Consider the following 24,276-nt stretch of genomic DNA (forward strand, 5'->3'; position numbering starts at 1 on the left):
AGATAATAAGCACAACCAATATATAGAATGAGGTATGCGAGTAGCGTCAAAGTAAATGATACATGATCCCAAATGCTGTATTGCTTAAATTCAAACGGTGGTATACAGCTCCCTTGAAACTGCAATGTCATTTTGCTACATCAAATGGATTTTCACTGTTTTTCATAAATACCGAGCCCATTCTCTTGTATTTCATAGGTTTACCGTTTGCGCATAATTCATAAATCCCATTTCCTTTTTGTTCTGAAATGCGTAAAAACACAATATCGCTTTCGTTGCAGTCATTGTCTATTGCAACGTGTTTTCTAAGGTCAGAAATAGTTGCATCTACTTTTTTCAAAAAGGATTGGATTTTCTTATCAGGAGCTGGCTCTACGTAATTTGGGGGGAGATCACATTTTTTGTCTTTTTGTGTTTCCTGTGCGAAATAAAATGTTGGTAAAGCCAATACAAGGGTAAATAGTAATTTTTTCATTTTGTTACTCTTTTATAAATTCTGTAATACTGTTTCCGTTATCAAAGTTGAGTTTTGTTGCTGTCACTTTCTTGAATTTGAAAGTTTGAGAAACACCACCATTAGCAAGAGTGAAAGTAAATTCCGTATCGCTTGATGTCTGAGAATATCCTCCACTATCAGCGATATACTTATAGCTCTGTGAATAGCCACCCATCGACATAACAATATCTCCGTTTGAGAATGTGTAAGATTGGTAAGCCGTGCCTCCTAAATAGCTCGTCCATTTTCCGATAATCCATGCAGGTGGATTGATTTTATTATTGTTTACGGTTGTGGGGGTGGTCGTCTCTTCGTCATTATCGGGCGATGAACACGAAAATAATGGCAATACTGCCAACGAAAGTGTAAAAATCAATTTTTTCATAATGATATATTTTATTTGATAAATTCTTCTCTTTGTTTTGATGCTTCTGCGTAACTATCGAATACAAGAATCTTTCTTTTCCTGATATTCATTCCTGCGGGAACAGCACCGTCCTTGTATAATGTTTTCTCGAACTCGTCCATTTTTTTGTACTTAGCATCTTCGCTTACGTCTGTCATTTCAATAACATCACTTCCGATACTTTGATAGCGTGACATATTCTCTTTAGTTAGTACAGAATCACTATTTGGTGCTATTATTGCCCATATAATTGCGTATTTGGGCTTTATTGGAGCTGTTGATACAGTGTCTTGAATAATAGTTGTAGAATCATTAAGAACAGGTGTAGAAACCTGATAAGTGGTGTCGGTGCTAATGGAATCAATATTGCTATAAACATCATCCCAATTGTTTCGTTTTTTACAGCTAACTACTACGCAAACAGTCATTAATAAGTAAATCTTTTTCATAATGACTTATTTTTCAGATAATAATGCGATAATTCCAATGAGAATAAAATGTCCAATGTAGGAGAGAATCCCCCAAAGAATCATAAAGCCGATTGCTCCGACAAAAGATTTCGGTTCAACCCAGTTCCACGAGAGAACTCCCGAACCAATAATAATGACTGCGTAAAGAATAAATGCTAATACGGGTAAGCATCCGCCTTCATTTGTGTTGCTCATATCTTATAAATTTTATTTGATTTTAGGCAACAAAAAAAGCAAGTGGGTTCTCACATGCTTTCTGTTCTGAAGGCTCGGCAAAGCCTGTACCACATAAAAACAGGATAACCACTTGCCATAGGTATGACAAGTGTGTTAAACTGTTTGTATTTTGTGGTTCTTATAAATTTTGCCGATTCACAGAACAAAAGACAAACGTTATTACACTTTTCTTTTTTTGTTTAAATATTGGCACAAAAGTACAAATTTTGTGCCTTTTAATTGTTAGTTATATTTCCAAATACCATAATTGGTCAATTATAAAATTGAGCAATAATACCGTCGATTAAATCATCATAAGTCATTATTTCAAGATTAGGATATTCACTAATAATTTCACGCCATTCATCTTGTTCAAAATCCCATCTTCTACCTACAACAAGAATTCTTTTGGGATTATGGATTTTGAAATTGTAATGACTTTCGAACCACCTTCTGTTATTAGGGTCTTCAAAGTAGGTTTTATATACTCTTGTTTGTGATATATAAGATTGAATTTCAGCAGAAAATGTTTCTCTATTATGTTTTCCTGTTATTGAGTTTCCTTTTAAAAAGGGTAGCTTAAATTCAACAATATTGCCATATCCATTAACTTGTTCAATTAAAAAATCTGGCTTGATTGGATTTCGTTTTTCACTTTGCCATTCACATACTTTTTGTGGATGAATACTTTTCGCTAAAAATGCCATTGATAAGATAAACTTGTTTTTATCTTGTTCTAAAAATTTAGTTATTTCAACCTCTGTTGTGTTTTTATTACTAATTAATTCTATAAATCTGTTTATTTGCGGAAGTTTAACATATTTAAAATCATCATCATCAGGTAAAGGATAATTATAATTTGCATCTGCTTCTATCAGATTTTTCAGATAACTAATATTAAACTGTAGAGAATCATATTCCGTGTTGGTATTATCAAAGAAAAGAGGGATGCATTCTAACCACTTGATATGTCTGGTCTTTAATCCGTTTTCGTCAGCATCAAAGAAAAAAGAATTAATATATCTTGCATATTTACCTTCGGGAATTTCAAAATTTGTAGCATTAAAAGTCAATATGGAATTTTGAGCCATAAAATTCCAATTTAATTCAATTAATTTATCAAACCCCTTATTAGTAGGTATTATTAAATCTTCACTGTATGGAGGAAGATAAAAAGATTTGTTAAAAGTTCCATCATAGCTAAAACCAATGATTTTTTCTAAAAAATTCCCTTCATCAATAGAATAATCTCTGATTTCAACTTCAAGACTGAAGTTTGGTTTTAGTTCTGTTATTCTTTCTGAGCCACAATATTCAATTGCAATATGTTTTTGACCAAAATAAAAAATGATTTTTTCAGGTCTAAGTATAAGTCCAGGAAAGGTTGTAATTAAATTTGGGTTTAATTGTAGATATTCATAGAGGGGAGTCCAATAAATTTCACCAAGTTTATTCATTAGCAAATTGGCTACTTCATTGTAACTATGTATTTTTTTAGTCATAAATTTACTCTGTATTTTTGATTGAGTAGATGTGAGAATCTCTCCATTCAATTAATCATAGAAGTTTCTATTCATAAATTCATTTGCTCTCCTAATAGATTCTTGTCTTATCCTTTCTTGTTCACTTGCATAATTAATTTTAACGTCTTTAGGTGTTTTTATAATGTCTAAAGATTTTAATCTGTATTCAACACTTTGTTTGCTCGTTCCAAAATGATTAGACAAATAGTCTATGTAGGTGTGGAAATCCTTTCTATTTTGTTCTTGATGGTCAATATAAATTGTACCTTGATTTCTACTGACTCCCATTCTTCTTTGCACCTCTATTAATCTTGCTAATATTGAAGTGTGAGGCATTAAAATTGCCGAAGCAAAGCTGTTAGCTTGCCATTCAATCCAATTCTTATCATTCTTCAATTCATATTGCTGAGTAAAGATGTTATGTACTGAATCTTTAAAATTATTGTAAACCGTTTGATTCATTTTAAGATTTCTGTGTAAAATAAAATGTGCAATTTCATGCGCCAGAGTGAATGGGAAACGCTCTGTACCAACTATTGTGTAATCTATTAAGATTTTATTGCTTTGCGAATCAAAATAGCCTAACAGTTTTGTTCCGTCATTATTTAAAAGGTTGACATAATCTACTTTGAGCTGATATTTCTTTTCTAAATAATTAGTTAATTGTTTTAAATCTAATTTATATGCACCCGCCAAGATAGAACTATCAAATTCATTCAAAAATGTGTTTGCTATATTTTGTATTTGTTGTGCTGAAAATTGCTTTAGTCCTTCTATTTTTTTCGGAAGTAGCGCATTTTCAATGGTTTTTCTGATTTTCTCATCCAATTCAATATCTTTTTCATTTTGATTCTTCAGATTATCAGTTCTATGTAAAAGGATATTGTAATCATTATCATTTACTTCAATCAGCATCATACCGTAAGATTTAACCGTTTCTAATGCACCGCTTTGTAGGCGATTATTAGAAACAAAAACTCCTTTTACTGCAAAGCCTTCAATTTGATTTATGTATTCTGCAAATGTTGCGACATCACTAACAGGTACTGCACTCGTATAGTTTTTACATTCTATTAAATACAATAAGGTGGGATTCTTTGCCTTTGGCGGAGTGACTTCGATAGCTAAATCAAAAATAATATCAGCTTTCCTTCTAAAAGAATAATAAGGTTTCTTTCGGTAAATTTTACAATATTTTGGTATAAGTCCTAAGTCATTATTTTTTAATGCTTGTTCAATAATGTTGTAAGATTTGTCTTCAAATTCATCTCCGAGCTTTACGGTATTCATGCAATATGGTTTTTGCAAATGTAAATACATTAAATTTTACTTCAAAATTGGGTTATTTGCAGTATATATCTCGGAAGAGTACCCATATTAGTCTTAGGAGGAGGGGTAAGGCGAGTTTTTGGTAGTACCCCCACCTCTTTACAACCGAGTAATAGTTTTTTGGACGATCTAAAAACCTTAGCACTTTTTTTGAACATTTTTAGACTGTAACCCAAAGTTAGAACAGGTTTGAGAGAATTTCGTACAGGTTTAAAATACTTCTTCTGTTTCATTCAAAAGCACCCTAAAATTTACACATTTGGCATAATTTTCGAGTGATAAAAATCAACAAAAAACCCCGTCAATACTAGGAATATTGAACGGGGAGGTGTAAAAAATTCTAACACTAATTAAAACTTATCTACAATGGCAAAGTTAACAAATTGTCTTGATACTTTCAGTATCTATGTCGGAACGTACAAAAAGTACAATGAAGGGTCAATCTATGGTGAATGGTTAAACCTTTCGGATTATTCAAATTATGACGAGCTTTTACAGGCTATGCAGGATCTTCACCAAGACGAAGACGACCCCGAATTTATGATTCAGGATTATGAATGTTCGGAGTTTTTTATCAAACAAAAGCTAATCAGCGAATGTCATCTTTCAGTAAATATTTATGAAATAGCCGAAGAGATTAATAATTCAGATTGTGATTTTGAGGTTATAGAAGCCTATGCAGAGTGCATGAGTTATTATCATGAGGACATAAGCGACCTATTAGACAACCTTTCAGATTCTTATTATGGTGAGTATGATTCAGATGAGGATTTTGCCCAGACTACTTTAGAACAGGAGGGTTCAATTCCTGAGAACATGCCCTCTTACATCTGTATTGATTGGGAAGCAACCGCCAGACATTTGATGTACGATTATATGAGTTCTAACGGATATTATTTCAGAAACTAATTACAATACTAATTTTTGCACCTTGCTTAAATGCAGGGTGCTTTATAACATTTACAATTATGAAAGCACGATATATAAGAGTTTCAACAGGAGCGCAAAACACAGCAAGACAGGAGGAACGCCAAGCAAAGGGCGAAAAGGTTTTTATTGATGTGGTAAGTGGTTCTTCTCCGTTTAAGGATAGAACTCAGGGAAAAGAGCTTATAAAAGCTATTGAAGAGGGAGAAATAAATTACGTCTCGGTAAGTTCTATTGACAGGCTAGGAAGGAATCTTTACGACATTCTTACTACTCTGGAATTTTTCAAAAAAAAGGGCGTTATTCTTAAAGTAGATAATCTCGGAATAGAAAGTCTCATTAAAGGTAAAGAAAATCAGGCATTCAAACTTATTATTTCTGTTATGGCTAATATTGCCGAAATGGAGCGAGAAGCCATTTTAGAACGTCAACGTGAAGGAATTGCACTTGCAAAGGCTAAGGGCATCTATAAAGGCCGAGAAAAAGGTTCTACGGAGAGTATAGAAGACTTTTTATTGAAGTATAAGGAAGTAATAAAGAGCCTAAAGAAAGGAAATTCAATTAGAGATACGGCTAAAATTTGTAATGTTAGCATTGGGACTGTTCAGAAAGTGAAAAATAATATCTGATGTGACAAGGGTAGACCACTCAAAGAAAATATAATTCTCACTATCGACACATCTAAAAGTAGCTGAAAAGCTACCATTTTAAGCAAGATTAAAATATAGTACCTTTAAAATTCTATATGTTTAAAATGGTACTTTGTAAATGAGAAAGAAGTGAAAAAAAGATGTTTTGAAGTGGGGTAAATTCTTTGTGCCATAATTAATCTATATGAATATTTTTGTCGTTTCGGGCATAGTATTTGTATCTTTGCAGTAGAGTTCTTTGAAAGAGGGTTTGAAATTTGAATGTCGGTAAAATGTTGGAATTTTTCCAAACAAAAAAATCGCAATCTATCATTAATAGGGAGATTACGATTTTAAACGGCAGAACCAAAGGTTCCGCCGATACTTTTATGATTATTTATCTTTATACATTCTTATCATCTTCCAGTAGCTCCCTTGTCTGGTATTCCTGAACAAGATCAATCGCATTGGAAATCACATCGCTCAAAGCTGTGATGAAGGTTCCTTCTTCAGCCATTCCCATGGCATGTTTCAGGGCTTCAATCTCTTTCGGGATAATCTCGTAGCTCACATCCTTTCCTGATGCCTGCATTCCTTCAATAATCAATCCATTGATCTCATCTTCGGTTCTGCCACGAAGGTGTTTTTCATTTCGAATAATAATATGGTCAAACATTCTTCCTGCTATTTTTCCGCATTCTCTGATATCATGATCTCTTCTGTCACCTACACCGGAAATAATACCAATTTTCTTGGTAGACTCAATATTTTTCAAATAATCTTCAATCGCTTCGTAACCTGCCGGGTTATGGGCAAAGTCAATCAATACTTTAAAGTTTTTAAACTTAAACACATTCAGCCTTCCCGGAGTCAGTTGTGCACTCGGAATGAAAGTTCTTAAAGAATTAGAGATATCTTCAATTCCGAATCCCTGAAGATAAGTTGCCAAACTGGCCGCCAGCACATTTTCAATCATAAATCTGGCTTTCCCTTCCATGGTAATCGGGAAATCCTTTGCTTTACCGATCCGGATTTTCCAATCTCCTTTTTTAATGGTAACAAAGCCTTCCTCATACACGCAGGTGATCTTTCCTTCTTTAGCAAATTTTACAATGTGAGGATTATTTTCATCCATACTGAAGATCGCTACATTGCAGTCAAGATCATTCACAATTCTCATGGAATATTCATTATCAGCGTTCAGTACGCTCCATCCATTTTTCTTCACACTGTCCAGCACCACTCTCTTTACTTTGGTAAGATCCTTTAAACTGTGAATGTCATTCATTCCCAGGTGATCTTCCTCAATATTGGTCAAAACCCCGATATCACATTGCGAAAAGCCCAGTCCTGAACGAAGGATTCCTCCCCTTGCTGTTTCAAGAACGGCAAATTCCACGGTAGGATCTTTCAATATAAACTCTGCGGAAAGCGGTCCTGTCGTATCTCCTTTTGACAGCATGGTATTTTGGATATAAATACCATCTGAAGTAGTGAACCCTACCCTATAGCCGTTGCTTTTAACGATATGCGAAATCAGTCTGGTTGTCGTTGTCTTTCCGTTGGTGCCTGTAACCGCAATAATCGGGATAGTAAAAGGCTTTCCCGGTGGGTACAGCATATCTACCACGGGTGCGGCAACATTTCTTGGAAGCCCCTCGCTGGGAGCAAGATGCATCCTGAATCCCGGCGCAGCATTTACTTCAATGATAGCACCGCCACTTTCTTTTAAAGGCTGTGTCAAATTCTCCGCCATAATATCAATACCACAGACATCCAACCCGATGATTTTAGAGATTCTCTCTGCCATGGTGATGTTTTCCGGATGTACCATATCGGTTACATCTATAGAAGTTCCTCCGGTTGAAAGATTGGCTGTTGATTTCAGATACACCACTTCTCCCTTTTGCGGAACTGTTTCAAGGGTATACTGAAGCTTTTCAAGCAATTCCAGAGTATCTTTATCCACTTCAATCTCAGTCAGGACATTTTCATGGCCATATCCTCTTCTCGGATCCTTATTTTCTTTTTCAATAAGCTGCTGAAGGCTAAGCTCACCATCTCCCACAACATGAGCAGGAACTCTTCTTGCTGCCGCAACCATTTTATTATCGATCACCAATACACGGAAATCATATCCTGTAATATACTTTTCAACGATCACTTTTCTGGAATATTTCTGCGCATGTTCCAGTCCCGTCTGAGCAGATTCCCAATCATTGACATTAATAGAAGATCCTTTTCCGTGATTCCCGTCCAAAGGCTTCAAAACAATAGGATAACCTATTTTCCTGATCACATTATTTAGCCCTTCCTCATCTACGACAAGGTCTCCGATCGGAACAGGAATGGCTGCATCATGAAGCATCTTTTTGGTCAGCTCCTTATTGCAGGCAATATCTACAGCAATAGAGCTCGTCTTGCCTGTAATCGTAGCCTGAAAACGCTGCTGATTGACACCATAACCAAGCTGTACCAGAGAATTGGTCCCCAATCTGATCCACGGTATTTTTCTGGAAACGGCTTCTTCTACAATACTTCCCGTAGAAGGACCAAGACGAACACGTTCCCTGATCTCTTTCAGCTTATGGATGCATGCATTTAAATCATAATCTTTTCCTTCTATCAATGCTTCCGCAATCTTTACAGCTTCTTCTGCTGCATAGATTCCCACATTTTCTTCAAGGTAATTGAATACCACATTATACACTCCCGGAGTTTTTGTTTCACGGGTTCTTCCAAACCCCACATCCATCCCTGCCAGGGTCTGGATTTCTAAAGCAATATGCTCAATGACATGTCCCATCCAGGTTCCTGTTTCCACCCTGTGGAAAAATCCTCCTTCCACTCCTTCGGAGCAGCGGTGGGTAATCAATGAAGGTATTAATTTTTCAATCCTCTCCCTGAATCCTTCAATTTTATTGGTTGGATAATTCTCCATTTCTTCGAGGTCCAACCTCATCTGTATCAGCTTCTTTCTTCTGATGCTCCAGATATTAGGACCACGTAGTGCCTGAATCTTTTCGATTTTCATAGTCTATTGGCATTTTAACAGTTAACAATAACTCCTTTTATAACCAAAGATAATGCAAAACCCTAAACAAAACCATACCTCATTTAAAGATTTATTAAAAAAATATTAATTTTTATTCACATTTTTAAATCATTAAAAATCAGTGAAAGATGGCATTAATTTCGCCGAATAATGTGAATTATTTTTTAATTTTGCAGTATGATGAAACCTGTTGGAAAATTAATAGTTATCGGAGGGGCTGTCAATAAAGGAAGCTTTGCAGAAACCGATTATGATCAGAATATTGAAAAAAATCTTAATTTTTTTGAGCGTGGGATCTTACGAAAGATCATCAACGAATCAAAGTATAAGGAAAATTCGGTTATTGAAATCGTAACAACGGCCTCCCAAATTCCTCAGATCGTAGGTTCCGAATATAAAAAAGCATTTGAATTTTTAGGGGCTAAAAATGTGAATGTAATTGATATTCACAATCGTGAAGAAGCTAATTCTGATGCCATGGTAGCAAGGGCCAGTGCCGCGGACGTGGTGATGTTCACCGGAGGAGATCAATTGAGGCTGACATCCATTCTTGGTGGTACGAGGTTTCATGATACGATCCTGCTAAAATACCAGGAGCAGGACTTTATTTATTCCGGAACTTCCGCAGGAGCCGCTGCTGCTTCTGAGAATATGATCTATCAGGGGAGCAGTTCTGAAGCTTTATTAAAAGGAGAGATCAAAACAACACAAGGATTAGGCCTAATAGATAACGTTATCATCGACACGCATTTTGTACAGCGAGGCAGAATCGGGCGTCTTTTCCAGGCTGTAGTCAATAATCCGAGAACTTTGGGAATCGGATTGGGAGAAGATACAGGGCTTTTTATTCATAATGATGTGATGACTGCTGTGGGCTCCGGTCTTGTAATTCTTGTAGACGGAAGATTCATTAAGGATACCAATCTTACCAATATCAATCTTGGAGAACCGATCTCTATTGATAATTTAACGGTTCATGTAATGTCTATGAATGATCACTATGATCTTACAACCAAAATACTTACCATAGAAAATTCACAGTTTAATCCTATACCTCAGGATAAGTAGTTTTTTGTTACTGTTTAGCGGTTGTAAAATTGCCATTGATTATAATATAAAAACGGGACATACGCTCCGTTTTTTTTATTCAATTTTAGAAAAATTTACCCAGAGTTTATCAACTTCTTTAATCTTTAATCTTTAATCTTTAATCTATTATTTATAAATTAACTTCGTAAAAATATTTATCAACAATCATCTTATATATTTATATGAAAATCATCATCCACGGAGGTTTCTTCTCTGAAAGTGACCAAAGCCATGAAATAAAGACAGCAAAGCAAGACTCTTTAAAGGAAATTGCTGAAAAAGCATTTAATTATCTTCAGACTCATTCAGCTTTTGATACTGTAGCGTATGCGGTTTCCCTTTTGGAAGACGACCCACTGTACAACGCCGGAATCGGCTCACAGATTCAAAGTGATGGTGTCATCCGTATGAGTGCCGCCATTATGAATGGGGAAACCCAGAAATTAAGCGGTGTCATCAATATTCAGGATGTGAAGAATCCTATTTTTGTTGCAAAAGATCTTATTGGTGAAGACGACAGGGTTTTAGGCGGACAGGGTGCGAAAAAATATGCTACAGAGCACGGATTTGAGAATTTTTCTACCGAAATTCCACAGAGAAGAAAGGAATATGAAGCCAAGCTTGCTAACGGAGGAAAAGGAACCGTAGGCTGTGTAGCGATCGATAAAGATGGTAAGCTGGCTGTTGCCACTTCCACCGGAGGAAAAGGTTTTGAAATTCCGGGAAGGATTTCTGATTCTGCCACAGTGGCAGGAAATTATGCCAATGCTTTCTGTGCTGTAAGCTGTACCGGTGTGGGAGAAGATATTGTAAGTAATGCTACTGCAGCCAAGATCGTAACAAGAGTTACAGACGGTATGAGTCTGGAAGAGGCTTTTAATAAAACGTTTGATGAGCTTAAAACCATTGACGGATTCGCCGGAGCCATTGCTGTCGATAAAGATGGGAATGTATACCATCAGGATTCCTATCCTACTATGGTCTTCGCCAGTTTTGACGGTAAAAATTTTGAGGTCTTTTCTTAAATTTAACATTTTTTTATAAGTCCGTTTAATTTTTTGGCACGTATTTTACATAAGTACTAATAACAAATTTTAATATTAATACTTAAAAAAATAGAAATCATGGGAAACAAGACAAAAGGCTTATTAGCTTTATTAGGATTAGGTGCTTTAGCTTATTGGAAATATAAAAACTCAAGTCCTGAGGAGCAACAGGCTGTAAAGGATAAGCTCAATACAGCAAAAGACAATCTTAACAAATGGGGAAATGACATTAAAAATAAAGCCAACGACGTAGCTTCCCAGGTTCAGAATAAAGCAGAGGAAGTTAAGACAAAGGCTGAAGATTCTTTAAGCTAGAAACAAACAGATAGTTTTTTTTAACATTCATATATAGAAGAAAGTCATCGTGATCATTCATTACGATGACTTTTTATTTTAGGTTTCGCCAGGATTTTAATTTTATTTCTGTGCAACCAAAGCATATACAACCGGAATCTTATTTCCAAATTGAGGAATCCGCCATTTTCCTTTTTCAAATTCTTCTACGTGTCTGAAACATGGATATGGCGACCAGTCAAATTCCCGGAAGGTTTCAAGCTTCATATTCTTTTTAATAAGACTGCCAAGTACTTCTGATAAAGCATGATTCCACATCACATATTCCTGCACAATAGGTGCAGACTGATCTGCATAGGTTCCTTCATACGTTTCCACGATCGGCTTTTCATTGAAATAATTATAGGTTACTTTCGTAAAATCATCGTCAAACATCCAAATGACAGGATGAAATTCTGCCATGATAAACCGTCCCTCCGGTTTTAAAAAATGACTGATCACTCCTGCCCATTTTTCAAGATCAGGAAGCCACCCTATCGTTCCGTAGCTTGTATAGACAATATCAAATTTCTGATTCAGAACATCCGGCAGGCTATACACATCAGAACAGATAAATTCAGTATCTGTACCACATTTCCGGGCCAGCTCTTCTGCTGCTTCGATCGCTTTATCTGAAAGATCGATTCCGGTCACTTTTGCTCCCATCCTCGATAGCGAAATGGAATCCTGCCCGAAATGACATTGCAGATGCAGAATACTTTTCCCTTTTATATCGCCCAGGAGGTCAAGCTCTATTGAGTTAAGCGAGCTTCTTCCTTTTAAAAACTCATCTACAAAGTAGAAATCAGATTTCAGATGAGGTTCTACTTTGGCATTCCATGAATTTTTATTGATTTCTAAGTAATTTTCCATCGTTTAAAATACTATGAGTTTGTAATACTATCCTAACTGTTCCAGAAGCTTCTTTTTCTGTTGTGCAAATTCCGCATCGGTTAAGATCCCGTTTTCCCTCAGTTTTCCTAATTTTTCCAGCTGCTCAAAAATTTCTTCTGAAGATACTTTTTTACTGGCATTATCGATTTTTTGTTTTGAGAATTCTTTCTGAGGATTATTATAGATCGCTTTTATTGTGCCATAGAACTTTTCAGCATCCTCTTTATCCATATAGCATTCAAACTCCACCACTCTTTCATCCAGATGCAGTTTAATGATTGGGGATCTCGGGTCTGTGACAAAACTTACAGACCTTATGGTTTCGTTAGGATAATCGTTGATTTTTGCTGCTCCAAACATTGATTTTGAAACTGAAATCATTCTTTTGGGGGTTGCCACCAGTACTCCGGCAGCCAATGTATTGACAAACTGGGCATCTGTAATCGCGATTATTGGTTCATCCTCGGAAATAATATAAGGAAGTTCTTTGATCTCCCCTCTGGTAAAAACAGAAAGACTGGCATTCAGTTTTTTCAGTTCATATTTTATTTTTTGCTGCCTCCTTTTGTAAATTTCTTTTGAAATATGATGCGATCCTGATTCTATAGCTACCGGGAGATTCTGTTCTGTAATTATCAATGCCTGAACCGGTTCTGTTTTTCTGATATTCAATATTTCATTAATATCATCAACACTGAATTCATTAAGGTTGTACAGCAATTCCTCATTGATATTGCTTGCCTTGTTCAGACATTTATTGCATAAAACATTGCCGTCTGAAAGTTTATTGGCTCCCAAAAGTGTATCCATAGATGTTAATTCCGCTTTACACAATGCACAATTATTACTCATTTCTTCTTCTTTTATAATTTATCCAACAGCTTTTTTTTCTGTTCTGTAAACTCTTCATCTGTCAAAATCCCGTTCTCTCTGAGTTTACCTAATCTTTCCAACTGTTCAAGAATAGCTCCGGAATCTTCTTTATTGGTACCGTATACGTTTTCCTGTACCAAATCCGGAATCGTTTGTGAAAATGCCTGCAATGGTGTTGAATTCTGTCTGAATTCACTTTCAGAATAATTTATACTTTTGTTTTTGACATTGGAGAATGCTCTTCCGTCATTTTTATTATGCAGCTTAAACTGTACTGTACCTCCATAGGTATTGATTTTCAGAATTGAATATAAAAGGTTTTCAATATGATCGATAGAAGAAATATGATTAAGAGCAAACTCATTCTTTACCACTCCACCCAAAAACTTTTTATCAATAAAGGCAACCCTTCTCTGGGTTGAAAATATAATTCCTTCTCTGTTACTTTGAAGGTCTATTCCCTCTGCAATGGCCAACAATCTTTCATCTCTGTCCAAAACATTGGGTAATTCCTTAACTTCTTCATTAGCAAGCACACTCAGTCTTGCATTAAGAGCTACAATCTGATCCTTGATTTCATCCAATCTGGTAGGCCCTTCGTATTCATAATGACTATCTCCTGGAAGTTGAGATCCTCCCGGATTCTGGCTGGCATCAATCTTACTTTTCAAAATCATTCCTGTAATCTCTGCAAAATAAAACTGATCAAGATTATTGATAAGATCTCTGTTGATACTAATAGCCTTCGTAAAGCATCCGGCACACAAATAACCTCCATCAGCAAGCTTATTTTTACCTAAGAGCATATCTGTTGCTGTCAGTGGTGTTCCGCACAATGCGCAAATAGTGTTCATTTGGTTTTTATGTTTAAAAGTTTTAAATGAATACAGAATATGTTTTTACTGTATTTAATAGCATTGATCCAAATTACAAATTCTGAATCGATTTTAGAAGTTAAAAATATTTAAATCTTATTATCTATCAAATAAATCAACCACAAAAAGTATTTTGTGGTTGATTTTATATTTTTAACTGAATTAACAGTTTCTGCTGCATTACTATCCTAAGAACTCTTCCAGGGAAACCGTTTTCTGTTCTCCAGCCTCAAGGTTTTTGAAAGTAACGGTGTTATTTTTAATTTCTTCTTCACCCAGGAAAACTAGATTTTTAATCCCTTTCTTTTCTGCGTAAGTAAACTGTTTATTAATCTTTGCATTTTCAGGGTATAATTCTGCTGAAATTCCTTTTGCTCTTAGCTGCATGATCAGCTTTAAAGCATCTGTTGTTTCTTCACCTCCAAAATTGGCAAATAAATATTCTATTTTGGCAGAAGCCTCTTCAGGGAATAGATTAAGTTCTTCCATTACCAGATAGATCCTATCCAAGCCGAATGAAATCCCTATTCCCGGAATATTTTTAACACCGAATACTTCCGTAAGATTATCATATCTACCACCTCCACCGATAGACCCCATCACCACTTCATCAGCCTTTACTTCGAAAATAGCTCCGGTATAATAATCTAAGCCCCTGGCTAAAGTAATATTGAATACAAGGTTTTGTATATCAACACCCAGATTCAGGGATTGCGTAAGAACAAATTCAAGTTCTTCCACTCCTTTCAGTCCGATTTCGTTGCCGGTAAATTTTTCTTTCAGCTGTAGTAGATTTTCTAATGCATCATCAGATTGCTCAAACAAGAAATCAAGCTTATCGATAGACTCCTGAGAGATTTCTCTTTCCAATAGTTCTTTAACAACACCGTCTTTTCCGATCTTATCCAGCTTATCCAAAGCTACAGTGAAATCAATCAGTTTATCAGTAATCCCCGCATATTCTGCCAATCCGGAAAGAATTTTTCTGTTGTTCATATGAATGGTTACAGGAACCTTCAGATCAGCGAATGATTTTAAATACAGCTGAACCAATTCTACTTCCTGCAACAGACTTTCGCTTCCTACTACATCTGCATCACACTGATAAAACTCTCTAAATCTCCCTTTCTGAGGTCTGTCTGCTCTCCAAACCGGCTGGATCTGATAACGTTTGAATGGAAATGTCAGTTTTCCATGATTCATAGCTACAAATCTTGCAAAAGGTACGGTAAGGTCATAACGAAGGGCTTTGTCGGAGATCTGCGAAGTAAGCTTCTGATGGTTTTTATTTTCCCAGTCTTCCTGATTCACCTTTGAAGTGTAATCCCCTGAATTTAAAATCTTAAAGATCAAACGATCTCCTTCTTCTCCGTATTTCCCTGTCAACGTAGAAAGATTTTCAAAGCTTGGCGTTTCCAATGGCTGAAACCCGAATAATTCAAAATTATTCTGTAGAATATTGATGATATATTTTCTTCTGGAAACTTCCTGTGCCGTAAAATCTCTCGTTCCTTTTGCTAAGCTTGGCTTCATTTTTTGTATGTCATTTTGATATACGCAAAAGTACGGAATTGCAGGGAATTTTACACAGCATAAAAAACCGGGGAAATATTCTTCCCCCGGTTTTTTGTCAGATAATCATTTATTCTGAAAAATCAGACACTTTCAAGGATCTCCAGGATCTCTTCTCCATAATTTTCAATCTTATGTTTTCCGAATCCTTTGATCTCAAGCAGCTCTTCTTTTTTAGCAGGTTTGTACTTGGCTACAGACATCAGTTCCTTATTACTCGCTATAAAGTAAGTTGGAAGATTTTGTTCTCTGGCTTTCTCTGATCTCCAAAGCTTCAGGGCATTCAGAATCTTTTCTTCATCAGAATTCAGAGGATCGTTTTCTGCAGAGTACTTCACCGGTTTTGGCTCTTTCACTGTGTTTTTAACTACTTTTAAGTCATCAAAATACAATATGACAGACCAATAGCGTTCTTCACTCACGAAAGCGGTTTCCACTTTCATGATCTCATTGGCTTCCAGGAAATCATCCAGCATTTTCTGATCTTTGTACAGGAATTCTTCGGGAAGCCTGATTTTAAAAACTTTCACTTTCATCATTTGCGTTTTTAGAATTATTTTCCTCCCAGTAGCAGGATCTCATCTACACGGATTTCCGTGATATATCTTTTCACGCCGTCTTTATCGTCATACGATCTGTACGTAAGCTTTCCTTCAATGGCAATTTCCTTTCCTTTGGGAACGTATTTCTCAAAAATTTCCGCTACCCTTCCGAATGCAATCAGATTGTGCCATTGTGTTTCTTCCACTTTCTCTCCTTTAGCATTCGTGTAATGATCGCTTGTAGCTAATGATACACTTGCTTTTACATTTCCGTTTTCGAAGTTTACCATTTCAACTTCTTTTCCTGTGTAACCAATTAATGTTACTTTGTTTCTTAGTGACATAACGTTTAGATTTTAAAGATTAATAATTCAGATAAGAGACGTTCACTGCTTTCTCAAATCTCTGTTGCAAAGTTTGCGATGTCACCGCACATCAGTCGGTTATAAATTATTTAAATTCATTTGTATTCGTTTGTTGTCGGATAATCTTTAAGGAACAAATTATACTTTTTCACATTCAATAATACTTTTTGACTCTATACCAATAGAAATCAGACGATTAAACTGCAATCCGGCTTTCTCTATCAGGAATTTAAACTCATTCAAAGTTCTTTCTCTTCCTGTTATACAAGCCATCATAACAATATCTAAAAGTTTGGATATGTGTGGCGTATTTTGAGAATCATCCGGAATTACAGCATCTATGATCAATAATTTTGAGCCTTTAGACATCGCCTCATGACATGCTTTTAAAATTTGGATGCATTCCTCATCATTCCAGTCGTGGATGATCCATTTCATCGTGTACAGATCAGCTCCTTCCGGAAGCTTATCAAAAAAACTACCGGTTGCTACAGAACATCTTTCTTTCAAATTTTCAGGAATAAGCTGAATAGTCTTTTCAATAACATGGGATTCATCGAAAATGATCCCTGAGCTGTCAGGAGCTGAATCCAACATAGCATACATCATTATACCGTTTCCTCCACCTACATCCACAATAGTTTTGAAAGGACTAAAATCATAAGTATCAATAATTGCTTTCAAATCCATATTAGACAAACCTGTCATTCCTCTTCCAAAATTAGCTGCCAGTTCCGGATATTTTTTATAATATTCCCAAAGATTCATACCATGTACATGCTCAAAAGGAACTTTTCCCGTCTGAACACCATAGGTAAGCTCCATAAAGCCTGGAAAATGTTCGTTTAAATTAGCCAGTACAAAATCTTTTACAGTACCGGGAACTCCAGTGAGTAAGGTTGCTCCCAAATTATTCAGCGCGAAGGTCTTATGATCCAGCTCTTCAAAAACACCTATGCTGCTCAGCGCTCTCATGATCCGATACAGCTGCTTTTCGAGTGAACCAGTTGCTACTGCTAATGAATCAATCGTTTTTGGTCCATCGGCCAATTGATCTGCAATATTCAGCTCCGCGGCTGTCTTCACACAGCCTGCAATCCACATTCCGCCCAATATTTCAAACATCTTTAAAGTTGATTCGGGCTTAATTTGTAGTTTTTCCATACTAATAGTTTTTTGATCGGTTATTTTGCTTTAGTTAAAAATTTAATACATTTATCATAATTAAGTGAAATAATTTAATAATAAAAATACTTAAAGTTTTTGAAATTAACCAACTTTTGTCAATAGGGTGACTCAATTGCTTTGGAGTATGATCTAAACAGGCTTATCATTCTTCAATGATTGCCTTTTTGTTTCTTTTAAAATACTTATATCTCTTAATCCTATCCATTTACAAACGGATAATTACGTATATTTGTCAAAATTCATCTATGAAAAGGGACATCAATATTTTTGAGTTTCCTCTCAATTTGGGACTTACAAAGAAAGAGCATGAGATCGAGCCCGGAGTCCGAAAACTGCCGGATTGGCTCAGGAAATTCGGTTTCCATACAAGAATTGATCCTAACAACATTTTCAGACTCGATGCCCCGGAATACACAATGGATTTTGACGAGGAATCAAAGGTCAGAAATGCAGAGCCTATTATTGAGTATGCTAAAAAGCAGTCTGAAATCATCCTGAACAGCTATGAGAAGAATTCCTTTAATATCTTTCTGGGAGGCGACTGCAGTATCCTGATAGGAACTGCCCTTGCTTTGAGAAAGCTGGGAAACTTCGGACTTTTTTATCTCGACGGGCATACTGATTTTATTCCACCGGAGCTTTCCGAAACCGGAGGTGCTGCAGGAATGGATCTTGCTATCATAACCGGAACAGGTCATGAAAAATTTACGGATATTGACAATCTGAAACCTTATTTTTCAGAAGACAATATTTTCTGCTGTGGAAATGCAGAAACAGATGATGATGAATATGTGAGCCAGATCATCAATTCCGGAATTCATTATTTTGATCTTGAAAGTCTCAGGAAAAATGGTTTCAGGAAAACAGCTGACGATTTCCTGACGATGGTGGATGAAAAAAAGCTGGACGGCTTTTTTATCCATTTTGACGTAGATGTATTGAAGGATGAAGTCATGCCTGCCGTTGACAGCAGAATGGAAGATGGAATCAGCTATGCTGATCTCCAGGAAATGCTGGAGCCATTAATTGAAAAGCCTCAATGCTTTGGAATACAAATCACTATTCTCGATCCTGATTATGATGAAAATGGGACTTATACCCAACCTTTTGTAGAAAATTTGACTCGGATTATAAAAAAATAAAGAAGACTAAATGAAGAAGACGATAAAAAGAACGTTCAGGGTCTCAAAATATGTGATCTATAAAGAAACGCTGGTTGATTACAAAGAGCATTTCTGGTCATTTTTAGGTGCATTTTTCGGGATCGGGATTATTGCATTCATCCAGTCCCATTCTCTGACGGAAACAGAAAATATATTTCTGATCGGTTCTTTTGGAGCGTCAAGTGTTCTTATCTATGGAGCTATTCAAAGTCCTCTTGCCCAGCCCCGGAATCTGGTCGGGGGTCATGTGCTCTCAGCACTGGTTGGGGTTACTGTCTATCAGATCGTTCCGGATATCATCTGGCTTTCTGCCCCATTAGCGGTAGCTTTTTCCATTGTTTTGATGCAATATACGAAAACCCTTCATCCACCCGGGGGTGCAACTGCTCTGATTGCGGTAAGCTCCACCGGAAAAATCCCGGAATTAGGGTATTGGTACGTTATCTCCCCTGTCCTCTCAGGGTGTATTATCCTGCTGCTTGTGGCATTGTTCTTTAATAATATAACATCCAACAGAAGCTATCCCTCCCACAGCAGGTTTAAAAGACTGTTAAGAAAAAGACACACTCAACACACAAAATGAAAAAATAATGAACTGCCTTGAATGTGGCGAAAAAATCATCGGAAGGTCTGATAAAAAATTCTGTAATGATGCCTGCCGGAACGCCTATAACAATAAACAGAATAAGGACTCAACCAATCTGATGCGGAATATCAATAATAAACTCCGCAAAAACTACAGAATTCTTGTCGAGATCAATACTGACGGTAAAACCAAAGTAGCCAGATCCAAGCTGGATAACTTAGGTTTTGATTTCGATTACTTCACCAATCTAAAGGTTTATAAAAATGGTTCTGAATACAAGTTCATCTATGACTATGGCTATAAACTCCTGGAGGATGATTTCGTCCTGATTGTAAGAAACCAGCTGTAATCTGCTCTACACCATATCAAATATATTATTATGAAAGAAATTGTTCTGATCACCGGTGCTAACGGTATGATTGCCCGGGAACTGGCAAAAAAAATAGAAAAGGAATATGAAGTAAGGTTCCTGACCCGGAAAAAAGAAAAGGCCAACGAATATGAATGGGATGTCAGAAATGGAGTGATTGATGAAAGAGCGCTGGAGAATGTCTCTCATATCATTCATCTGGCAGGTGCCAATATCTCAGAAAAGCGCTGGACAACGGAAAGAAAAAAAGAACTGATCTCCAGCCGGGTGGATTCGGCTGCACTACTTCGAAATGCTTTAAAGAAAAATAAGATCAAACTTAAATCTTTTATTTCCGCTTCCGGAATTAATTTTTACGGTACAGAAACCACCGAAAAGATCTATACGGAAAATGATCAGCCGGGAAATGATTTTCTGAGTGAAGTGGTCGTATTATGGGAAAGGGCCGCTGATGATTTTAAGGAACAAAATCTTGCTGAAAGAATCGTTAAAGTAAGAACCGCTGTTGTTCTTTCTGAAAAGGACGGCGCATTGAAAAAGATGGTTCCACCCATTCGGTATTATATAGGCTCTCCTTTGGGAAGTGGCAAACAATATATGCCCTGGATCCATATTGAGGATATCTGCACGCTCTATGCATTTGCTTTAAAAAATGATGCTATTGAAGGCTCTTATAATGCTGTATCTCCACAACATGTCACCAATAAAGATCTGACAAAAGAGATTGCAGGGGTATTGAACAAGCCTTTACTGATGCCTAATGTTCCGGGATTCGTCTTAAAACTGATCTTTGGTGAGCTGGCCAGTGCCATATTGGAAGGCTCAAGGGCAGCTTCACAAAAAATTCAGGATGCCGGCTTCAGATTTAAGTTTCCGGATCTAAAGAATGCCTTACAAGATTTATTAAAAACTCAGTAACAGCAACAAAAACAATTATAAAAGATTATACAGCAATATGCAAAATCCTAATATTAAAATTTTAAAAACAGAAATTTTATCTGATAACTGGTATACTTTAAACAAAGTCACCTATACTGTTCTAAAAAAGGACGGAACTTCAGAGACCCAAAGCAGAGAAGCCTATGACAGAGGAAACGGAGCCGCGATTCTTCTTTACAACACCTCTTCAAACACGGTTATACTGACAAGGCAGTTCCGTTTACCTACCTATATCAATGGAAATACCACCGGAATGCTTATTGAAGCATGTGCTGGTCTTTTGGATAATGACAACCCTGAAGAATGTATAAAGAGAGAAACGGAAGAAGAAACAGGCTATAAAATTTCCCGGGTTGAAAAAATATTTGAAGCCTATATGTCTCCTGGTTCTGTAACGGAAATCCTTCATTTTTTCATTGCTGAGTATTCCCCTGAAATGAAAATCACCGATGGCGGCGGACTGGAAGAGGAAGGTGAAAATATAGAAGTCCTGGAATTATCTTTTGAGGAAAGTCTTAAAATGATTGATACGGGAGAGATCAAAGATGCAAAAACGATTATGCTGTTGCAGCATTTACGGATTAAAGGGATTTTGTAATTTTTGTATTCATGCAAAATATATGCTGCATTAACGATTTTATTTTTTATATTTAGGTCATGGCCGAGATACAAATAGCTATAGCCATCAGATGCCAGATTTACATTCTAACTCATAACTAATTACATGCTTCAGGATCATATTACCATTCAGGACCGACATAAAGACTTCATCAAAAAGATCAGTGAGACAGGAACTGTCTTTGCTTTAAGGGACGAAAAAGGGTATGCCACCTCCTATTCTAATGATTTAGAATATGAAGATGGTGAACCGGTGCAGATCATTTGTTTCTGGTCAGATGCGGCAAGAGCAAAATCCTGCGTAGAAAAAGAATGGAATCATTATGAAGTATCTCCTATTTCCCTCAATGAGTTTTTAGAAAACTGGTGTTTAGGAATGAACAGTGACGGACTGATCGCCGGGACTAATTTTGACAGTAATCTGTTCGGCTATGAAGCAGAGCCTCTGGAATTGATCCTTGACATTATTCAGGAGCTTAAAAATACAGGAAAACCGCTGGAGCTGAGAAAGTTTGAAAGTATAAACGATATGGAAAACCAGATCAGGGAAGTTTTGGAAAAAGAAAACCTCTGACAGGCTTACATCTTACTGATCAGAAAAATAACCAATCAGCAGATGACAAAATCCAGGTTCTCAAAAACCTGTAAGGCTTGATCTCTATTCTATTATAATTTTCAAAATGAACAGATTTTAATTCGTTTACAAGCTAATAATCATCATACAACACATTGAATTTTATCAAAAATTTAAACCAAAATAAAAGCACAAATTAAAATCATTATCAAATCGATAAAATAATTACATAAAATTGGCGTAATTCTTTAATTTTCAAATTTAAAGCCTTAATTTTGGAGCGAAATTCAGAAAATTCAGATTCTTTCAACAACTATGTGCATGAAAAAAATGATGATCGGGCTTTGTTCAGCTCTATCTGTTATTGTTTGGGGGCAAAAAAATCCTTCAAAAGTAAGTAATCTTACTCCCTACAGCTATCAGACATTCAATTGTGACAACAAAGGATATTTTGATGCTACCAAATATGAAAAAGAAGAAATAGACGGCGTTAATAAACTTTTATATAAATTCAACGGGGTTCACTTTGATACCCGTCCTATCTTTAAATTATCCAGTCTTGAAGAAGTGCGCCAAAATAAAGAGGCTCATTTGGAAGATCTGGAAAAACAATACCAGGAAAGGAAAAAAGAGCTCTATAGCCTTAAGGTAATCGATCTTCCTGTCTGGAAAAAGCTGTACGAAAATGCCATTTATACGTTTGAAAATGAATATGAACTGAATAAGGAAGAGATCCTCGCTTTTTCTGATCCTTCCACACTGAAAAACAGCAAATTCTATGCAACCTGTAAAGAGTCCATTGATGCCATCTCCTCTCCTGACCGCGAAAAAATGTTTGCTTCATGGAAAGCCTATACCGAACTTAAAAGTAAAAACAACGCTGATCCGCAAGGGGTAATGACCCGGTTCAACGCAAAGATGAATGATCCCCAGAGAGAAGATTATGCTTTGATCGATATGATCGGACTCAGCTTTCACAACTGTGCCAACAGCAGCTTCAGACAGAAACGTGAAGATGAAGGAACAGCTTATAAGGATTTTGACAGAATATTTACGAAGCTGAAAAGAAATTGTGATACTCCATAGATTATTAATTAAAAGATTAAGGAATTCTGAGATTTAGAGATTATAGTGGCAGTACCTGGTTGGGTACTGTTTTTTTATTAAAGAAATAAAATCCATCAAAATGACTACTGAAGAGTTTGTAAGAAATTTTTATTTAGAGAAACAAAATATTCTTACTTCAAGTTTTAATAGCCTGCAAGAGTATAGAACTCAGGTTTCAATAAAAATTGAACAATTGAATCTGGATGGAATTCAGACTGAAAAGCTAAAGGATATAATTTCTGATCTTTTGACAGATACCTTTTACACTATTCTTCTTGGTCTGGATGGCTCTGCAGGCATGGGAAATTCACAAGAGAGTTTCAAAATTTATGATGAGCAAGGACATTTAATTTCAGAAGGTGGAGATCTGGAAAGTTATGCTTATGAATATTTCCATGAAAATAAAAACATCAGCACCAAATAAATTAATAATGAATAAGTTATGATTTATCAGATTTAATTCCCTAATTTTGCACCCCGAAAAAAGGATTCAATTATGAATTGCCAAACCAGTATTGTGGAAACAGATACCGATAAAGAAAGCGATTGCATATGACCTTAAAAAATCAATAAATATCCACATATGAAAAGACTTGGTGAGCACAGAAAGCTTCTTGGGGTAGATAAAAATGTTACTTTAAAAGAACTGAAAACCATTTACAGGAATACAATGAAAGATACGCATCCTGATAAATTTATCAATGACGAAGCCGGTAAACTGGACGCAGAAGAAAAAAGCAAATCTGTGATCGAGGCCTATCACTTTTTAGTGAGCATCAATCCGGAAACGCAGGAAAAGTATAAAGAAGAATATACGGAAACAATTACCAAATCAAACATTCAGGATTTCTATCTTGAAAAATCAGTTCTGACTGTTCAGCATCTGAATGGAAAAACTTATGAATATATTGGAGTTCCAAGAAATACCTATATTAAAATGGTCAATTCCGACTCTCCAAGCCGTTTTGCAAGAAGGCATATCTATGGAAGTTTTGTCTATAGAAAGGCAGGTGAGGTGATGGCAGATTAATTTTCCATATAAAAATAAGCGAAGACTTCCGGTTCACTCCGGAAGTCTTTTTTATTGCCAA

General features: G+C 36.1%; 28 protein-coding genes. 14 read left to right on the forward strand and 14 right to left on the reverse strand.

Annotated elements, in window-relative coordinates; all coding sequences use genetic code 11:
• Window positions 1–127: 127 nt before the first annotated feature.
• The 6 genes from AC4IF5_RS08345 to AC4IF5_RS08370 all read right to left on the reverse strand — a co-directional run bounded on the left by AC4IF5_RS08345 (window position 128) and on the right by AC4IF5_RS08370 (window position 4,401).
• Complete coding sequence (locus AC4IF5_RS08345) at window positions 128–475, reverse strand: hypothetical protein (RefSeq protein WP_490733469.1); 348 nt, start codon at window positions 473–475, stop codon at window positions 128–130.
• 4 nt (window positions 476–479) lie between these two features.
• Window positions 480–881 carry a hypothetical protein gene (locus tag AC4IF5_RS08350; protein ID WP_490733471.1) on the reverse strand — a complete coding sequence of 134 codons (402 nt, stop codon included), beginning with the start codon at window positions 879–881 and terminating at the stop codon, window positions 480–482.
• 11 nt (window positions 882–892) lie between these two features.
• Window positions 893–1,351, reverse strand: coding sequence for a hypothetical protein (locus tag AC4IF5_RS08355; RefSeq protein ID WP_490733472.1), 459 nt, complete (start codon window positions 1,349–1,351; stop codon window positions 893–895).
• Window positions 1,352–1,357: 6 nt separating this feature from the next.
• The gene (locus AC4IF5_RS08360) at window positions 1,358–1,567 is read right to left on the reverse strand and encodes a hypothetical protein (RefSeq protein ID WP_490733474.1); all 210 of its coding nucleotides are present in this window, start codon (window positions 1,565–1,567) and stop codon (window positions 1,358–1,360) included.
• 293 nt (window positions 1,568–1,860) lie between these two features.
• Window positions 1,861–3,090, reverse strand: coding sequence for a Shedu anti-phage system protein SduA domain-containing protein (locus AC4IF5_RS08365; protein ID WP_490733476.1), 1,230 nt, complete (start codon window positions 3,088–3,090; stop codon window positions 1,861–1,863).
• Between the two features lie 51 nt (window positions 3,091–3,141).
• The gene (locus AC4IF5_RS08370) at window positions 3,142–4,401 is read right to left on the reverse strand and encodes an ImmA/IrrE family metallo-endopeptidase (protein WP_490733477.1); all 1,260 of its coding nucleotides are present in this window, start codon (window positions 4,399–4,401) and stop codon (window positions 3,142–3,144) included.
• A 405-nt stretch (window positions 4,402–4,806) separates the two neighbouring features.
• Here AC4IF5_RS08370 and AC4IF5_RS08375 point away from each other — a divergent pair, with 405 nt between their 5' ends.
• Both AC4IF5_RS08375 and AC4IF5_RS08380 read left to right on the forward strand, forming a co-directional pair.
• Window positions 4,807–5,349 carry an antirestriction protein ArdA gene (locus AC4IF5_RS08375; protein WP_490733479.1) on the forward strand — a complete coding sequence of 181 codons (543 nt, stop codon included), beginning with the start codon at window positions 4,807–4,809 and terminating at the stop codon, window positions 5,347–5,349.
• Window positions 5,350–5,408: 59 nt separating this feature from the next.
• Window positions 5,409–5,996 (forward strand): recombinase family protein, encoded by a 588-nt coding sequence (locus AC4IF5_RS08380; RefSeq protein ID WP_490733481.1) that lies wholly within the window; start codon window positions 5,409–5,411, stop codon window positions 5,994–5,996.
• Between the two features lie 403 nt (window positions 5,997–6,399).
• On the opposite strand, the gene cphA is transcribed toward AC4IF5_RS08380, so the two are convergent.
• The gene (gene cphA / locus AC4IF5_RS08385; RefSeq protein ID WP_490733483.1) at window positions 6,400–9,030 is read right to left on the reverse strand and encodes a cyanophycin synthetase; all 2,631 of its coding nucleotides are present in this window, start codon (window positions 9,028–9,030) and stop codon (window positions 6,400–6,402) included.
• Between the two features lie 201 nt (window positions 9,031–9,231).
• On the opposite strand from cphA, the gene AC4IF5_RS08390 reads away from it, so the two are divergent.
• The 3 genes from AC4IF5_RS08390 (at window position 9,232) to AC4IF5_RS08400 (ending at window position 11,501) form a co-directional block, all read left to right on the forward strand.
• On the forward strand, window positions 9,232–10,119 hold the full coding sequence (locus AC4IF5_RS08390) for a cyanophycinase (protein WP_490733585.1): 888 nt from the start codon (window positions 9,232–9,234) through the stop codon (window positions 10,117–10,119).
• Window positions 10,120–10,322: 203 nt separating this feature from the next.
• The gene (locus AC4IF5_RS08395) at window positions 10,323–11,165 is read left to right on the forward strand and encodes an isoaspartyl peptidase/L-asparaginase (protein WP_490733485.1); all 843 of its coding nucleotides are present in this window, start codon (window positions 10,323–10,325) and stop codon (window positions 11,163–11,165) included.
• Window positions 11,166–11,264: 99 nt separating this feature from the next.
• The gene (locus AC4IF5_RS08400) at window positions 11,265–11,501 is read left to right on the forward strand and encodes a YtxH domain-containing protein (protein ID WP_490733487.1); all 237 of its coding nucleotides are present in this window, start codon (window positions 11,265–11,267) and stop codon (window positions 11,499–11,501) included.
• A 102-nt stretch (window positions 11,502–11,603) separates the two neighbouring features.
• Here the strand turns inward: AC4IF5_RS08400 and AC4IF5_RS08405 are convergent, their stop codons facing one another.
• The 7 genes from AC4IF5_RS08405 to AC4IF5_RS08435 all read right to left on the reverse strand — a co-directional run bounded on the left by AC4IF5_RS08405 (window position 11,604) and on the right by AC4IF5_RS08435 (window position 17,804).
• Window positions 11,604–12,392 (reverse strand): class I SAM-dependent methyltransferase, encoded by a 789-nt coding sequence (locus AC4IF5_RS08405; RefSeq protein WP_490733489.1) that lies wholly within the window; start codon window positions 12,390–12,392, stop codon window positions 11,604–11,606.
• Between the two features lie 27 nt (window positions 12,393–12,419).
• Window positions 12,420–13,265, reverse strand: coding sequence for a PH domain-containing protein (locus AC4IF5_RS08410; protein ID WP_490733491.1), 846 nt, complete (start codon window positions 13,263–13,265; stop codon window positions 12,420–12,422).
• An 11-nt stretch (window positions 13,266–13,276) separates the two neighbouring features.
• The gene (locus AC4IF5_RS08415) at window positions 13,277–14,140 is read right to left on the reverse strand and encodes an SHOCT domain-containing protein (protein WP_490733493.1); all 864 of its coding nucleotides are present in this window, start codon (window positions 14,138–14,140) and stop codon (window positions 13,277–13,279) included.
• Window positions 14,141–14,344: 204 nt separating this feature from the next.
• Window positions 14,345–15,694, reverse strand: coding sequence for a histidine--tRNA ligase (hisS, locus tag AC4IF5_RS08420; RefSeq protein WP_490733495.1), 1,350 nt, complete (start codon window positions 15,692–15,694; stop codon window positions 14,345–14,347).
• A gap of 122 nt (window positions 15,695–15,816) precedes the next feature.
• Window positions 15,817–16,272 (reverse strand): HRDC domain-containing protein, encoded by a 456-nt coding sequence (locus AC4IF5_RS08425; RefSeq protein ID WP_490733497.1) that lies wholly within the window; start codon window positions 16,270–16,272, stop codon window positions 15,817–15,819.
• Window positions 16,273–16,286: 14 nt separating this feature from the next.
• Window positions 16,287–16,619, reverse strand: coding sequence for a single-stranded DNA-binding protein (locus tag AC4IF5_RS08430; protein ID WP_490733499.1), 333 nt, complete (start codon window positions 16,617–16,619; stop codon window positions 16,287–16,289).
• Between the two features lie 159 nt (window positions 16,620–16,778).
• A complete protein-coding gene (locus tag AC4IF5_RS08435) occupies window positions 16,779–17,804 on the reverse strand; it encodes a methyltransferase (RefSeq protein WP_490733501.1) in 1,026 nt (341 codons plus the stop codon).
• A 269-nt stretch (window positions 17,805–18,073) separates the two neighbouring features.
• Here AC4IF5_RS08435 and AC4IF5_RS08440 point away from each other — a divergent pair, with 269 nt between their 5' ends.
• The 9 genes from AC4IF5_RS08440 to AC4IF5_RS08480 all read left to right on the forward strand — a co-directional run bounded on the left by AC4IF5_RS08440 (window position 18,074) and on the right by AC4IF5_RS08480 (window position 24,215).
• Window positions 18,074–18,970 (forward strand): arginase family protein, encoded by an 897-nt coding sequence (locus tag AC4IF5_RS08440; RefSeq protein ID WP_490733503.1) that lies wholly within the window; start codon window positions 18,074–18,076, stop codon window positions 18,968–18,970.
• A gap of 10 nt (window positions 18,971–18,980) precedes the next feature.
• Window positions 18,981–19,574 carry an HPP family protein gene (locus AC4IF5_RS08445; RefSeq protein ID WP_490733505.1) on the forward strand — a complete coding sequence of 198 codons (594 nt, stop codon included), beginning with the start codon at window positions 18,981–18,983 and terminating at the stop codon, window positions 19,572–19,574.
• A gap of 7 nt (window positions 19,575–19,581) precedes the next feature.
• Window positions 19,582–19,926: a hypothetical protein gene (locus AC4IF5_RS08450; protein WP_490733507.1), complete on the forward strand. Its 345-nt coding sequence runs from the start codon at window positions 19,582–19,584 to the stop codon at window positions 19,924–19,926.
• Window positions 19,927–19,956: 30 nt separating this feature from the next.
• Window positions 19,957–20,865 carry a TIGR01777 family oxidoreductase gene (locus AC4IF5_RS08455; protein WP_490733509.1) on the forward strand — a complete coding sequence of 303 codons (909 nt, stop codon included), beginning with the start codon at window positions 19,957–19,959 and terminating at the stop codon, window positions 20,863–20,865.
• A 37-nt stretch (window positions 20,866–20,902) separates the two neighbouring features.
• Window positions 20,903–21,484 carry a GDP-mannose pyrophosphatase NudK gene (gene nudK, locus AC4IF5_RS08460; protein ID WP_490733511.1) on the forward strand — a complete coding sequence of 194 codons (582 nt, stop codon included), beginning with the start codon at window positions 20,903–20,905 and terminating at the stop codon, window positions 21,482–21,484.
• Between the two features lie 126 nt (window positions 21,485–21,610).
• Window positions 21,611–22,078 (forward strand): DUF2750 domain-containing protein, encoded by a 468-nt coding sequence (locus tag AC4IF5_RS08465; RefSeq protein ID WP_490733513.1) that lies wholly within the window; start codon window positions 21,611–21,613, stop codon window positions 22,076–22,078.
• 321 nt (window positions 22,079–22,399) lie between these two features.
• Window positions 22,400–23,164, forward strand: coding sequence for a hypothetical protein (locus AC4IF5_RS08470; RefSeq protein WP_490733515.1), 765 nt, complete (start codon window positions 22,400–22,402; stop codon window positions 23,162–23,164).
• A 100-nt stretch (window positions 23,165–23,264) separates the two neighbouring features.
• Window positions 23,265–23,609 (forward strand): hypothetical protein, encoded by a 345-nt coding sequence (locus AC4IF5_RS08475; RefSeq protein WP_490733516.1) that lies wholly within the window; start codon window positions 23,265–23,267, stop codon window positions 23,607–23,609.
• A 159-nt stretch (window positions 23,610–23,768) separates the two neighbouring features.
• Window positions 23,769–24,215 (forward strand): KTSC domain-containing protein, encoded by a 447-nt coding sequence (locus AC4IF5_RS08480; protein WP_490733518.1) that lies wholly within the window; start codon window positions 23,769–23,771, stop codon window positions 24,213–24,215.
• Window positions 24,216–24,276: the final 61 nt, after the last annotated feature.

This window comes from Chryseobacterium sp. UF-290 (assembly GCF_058245615.1).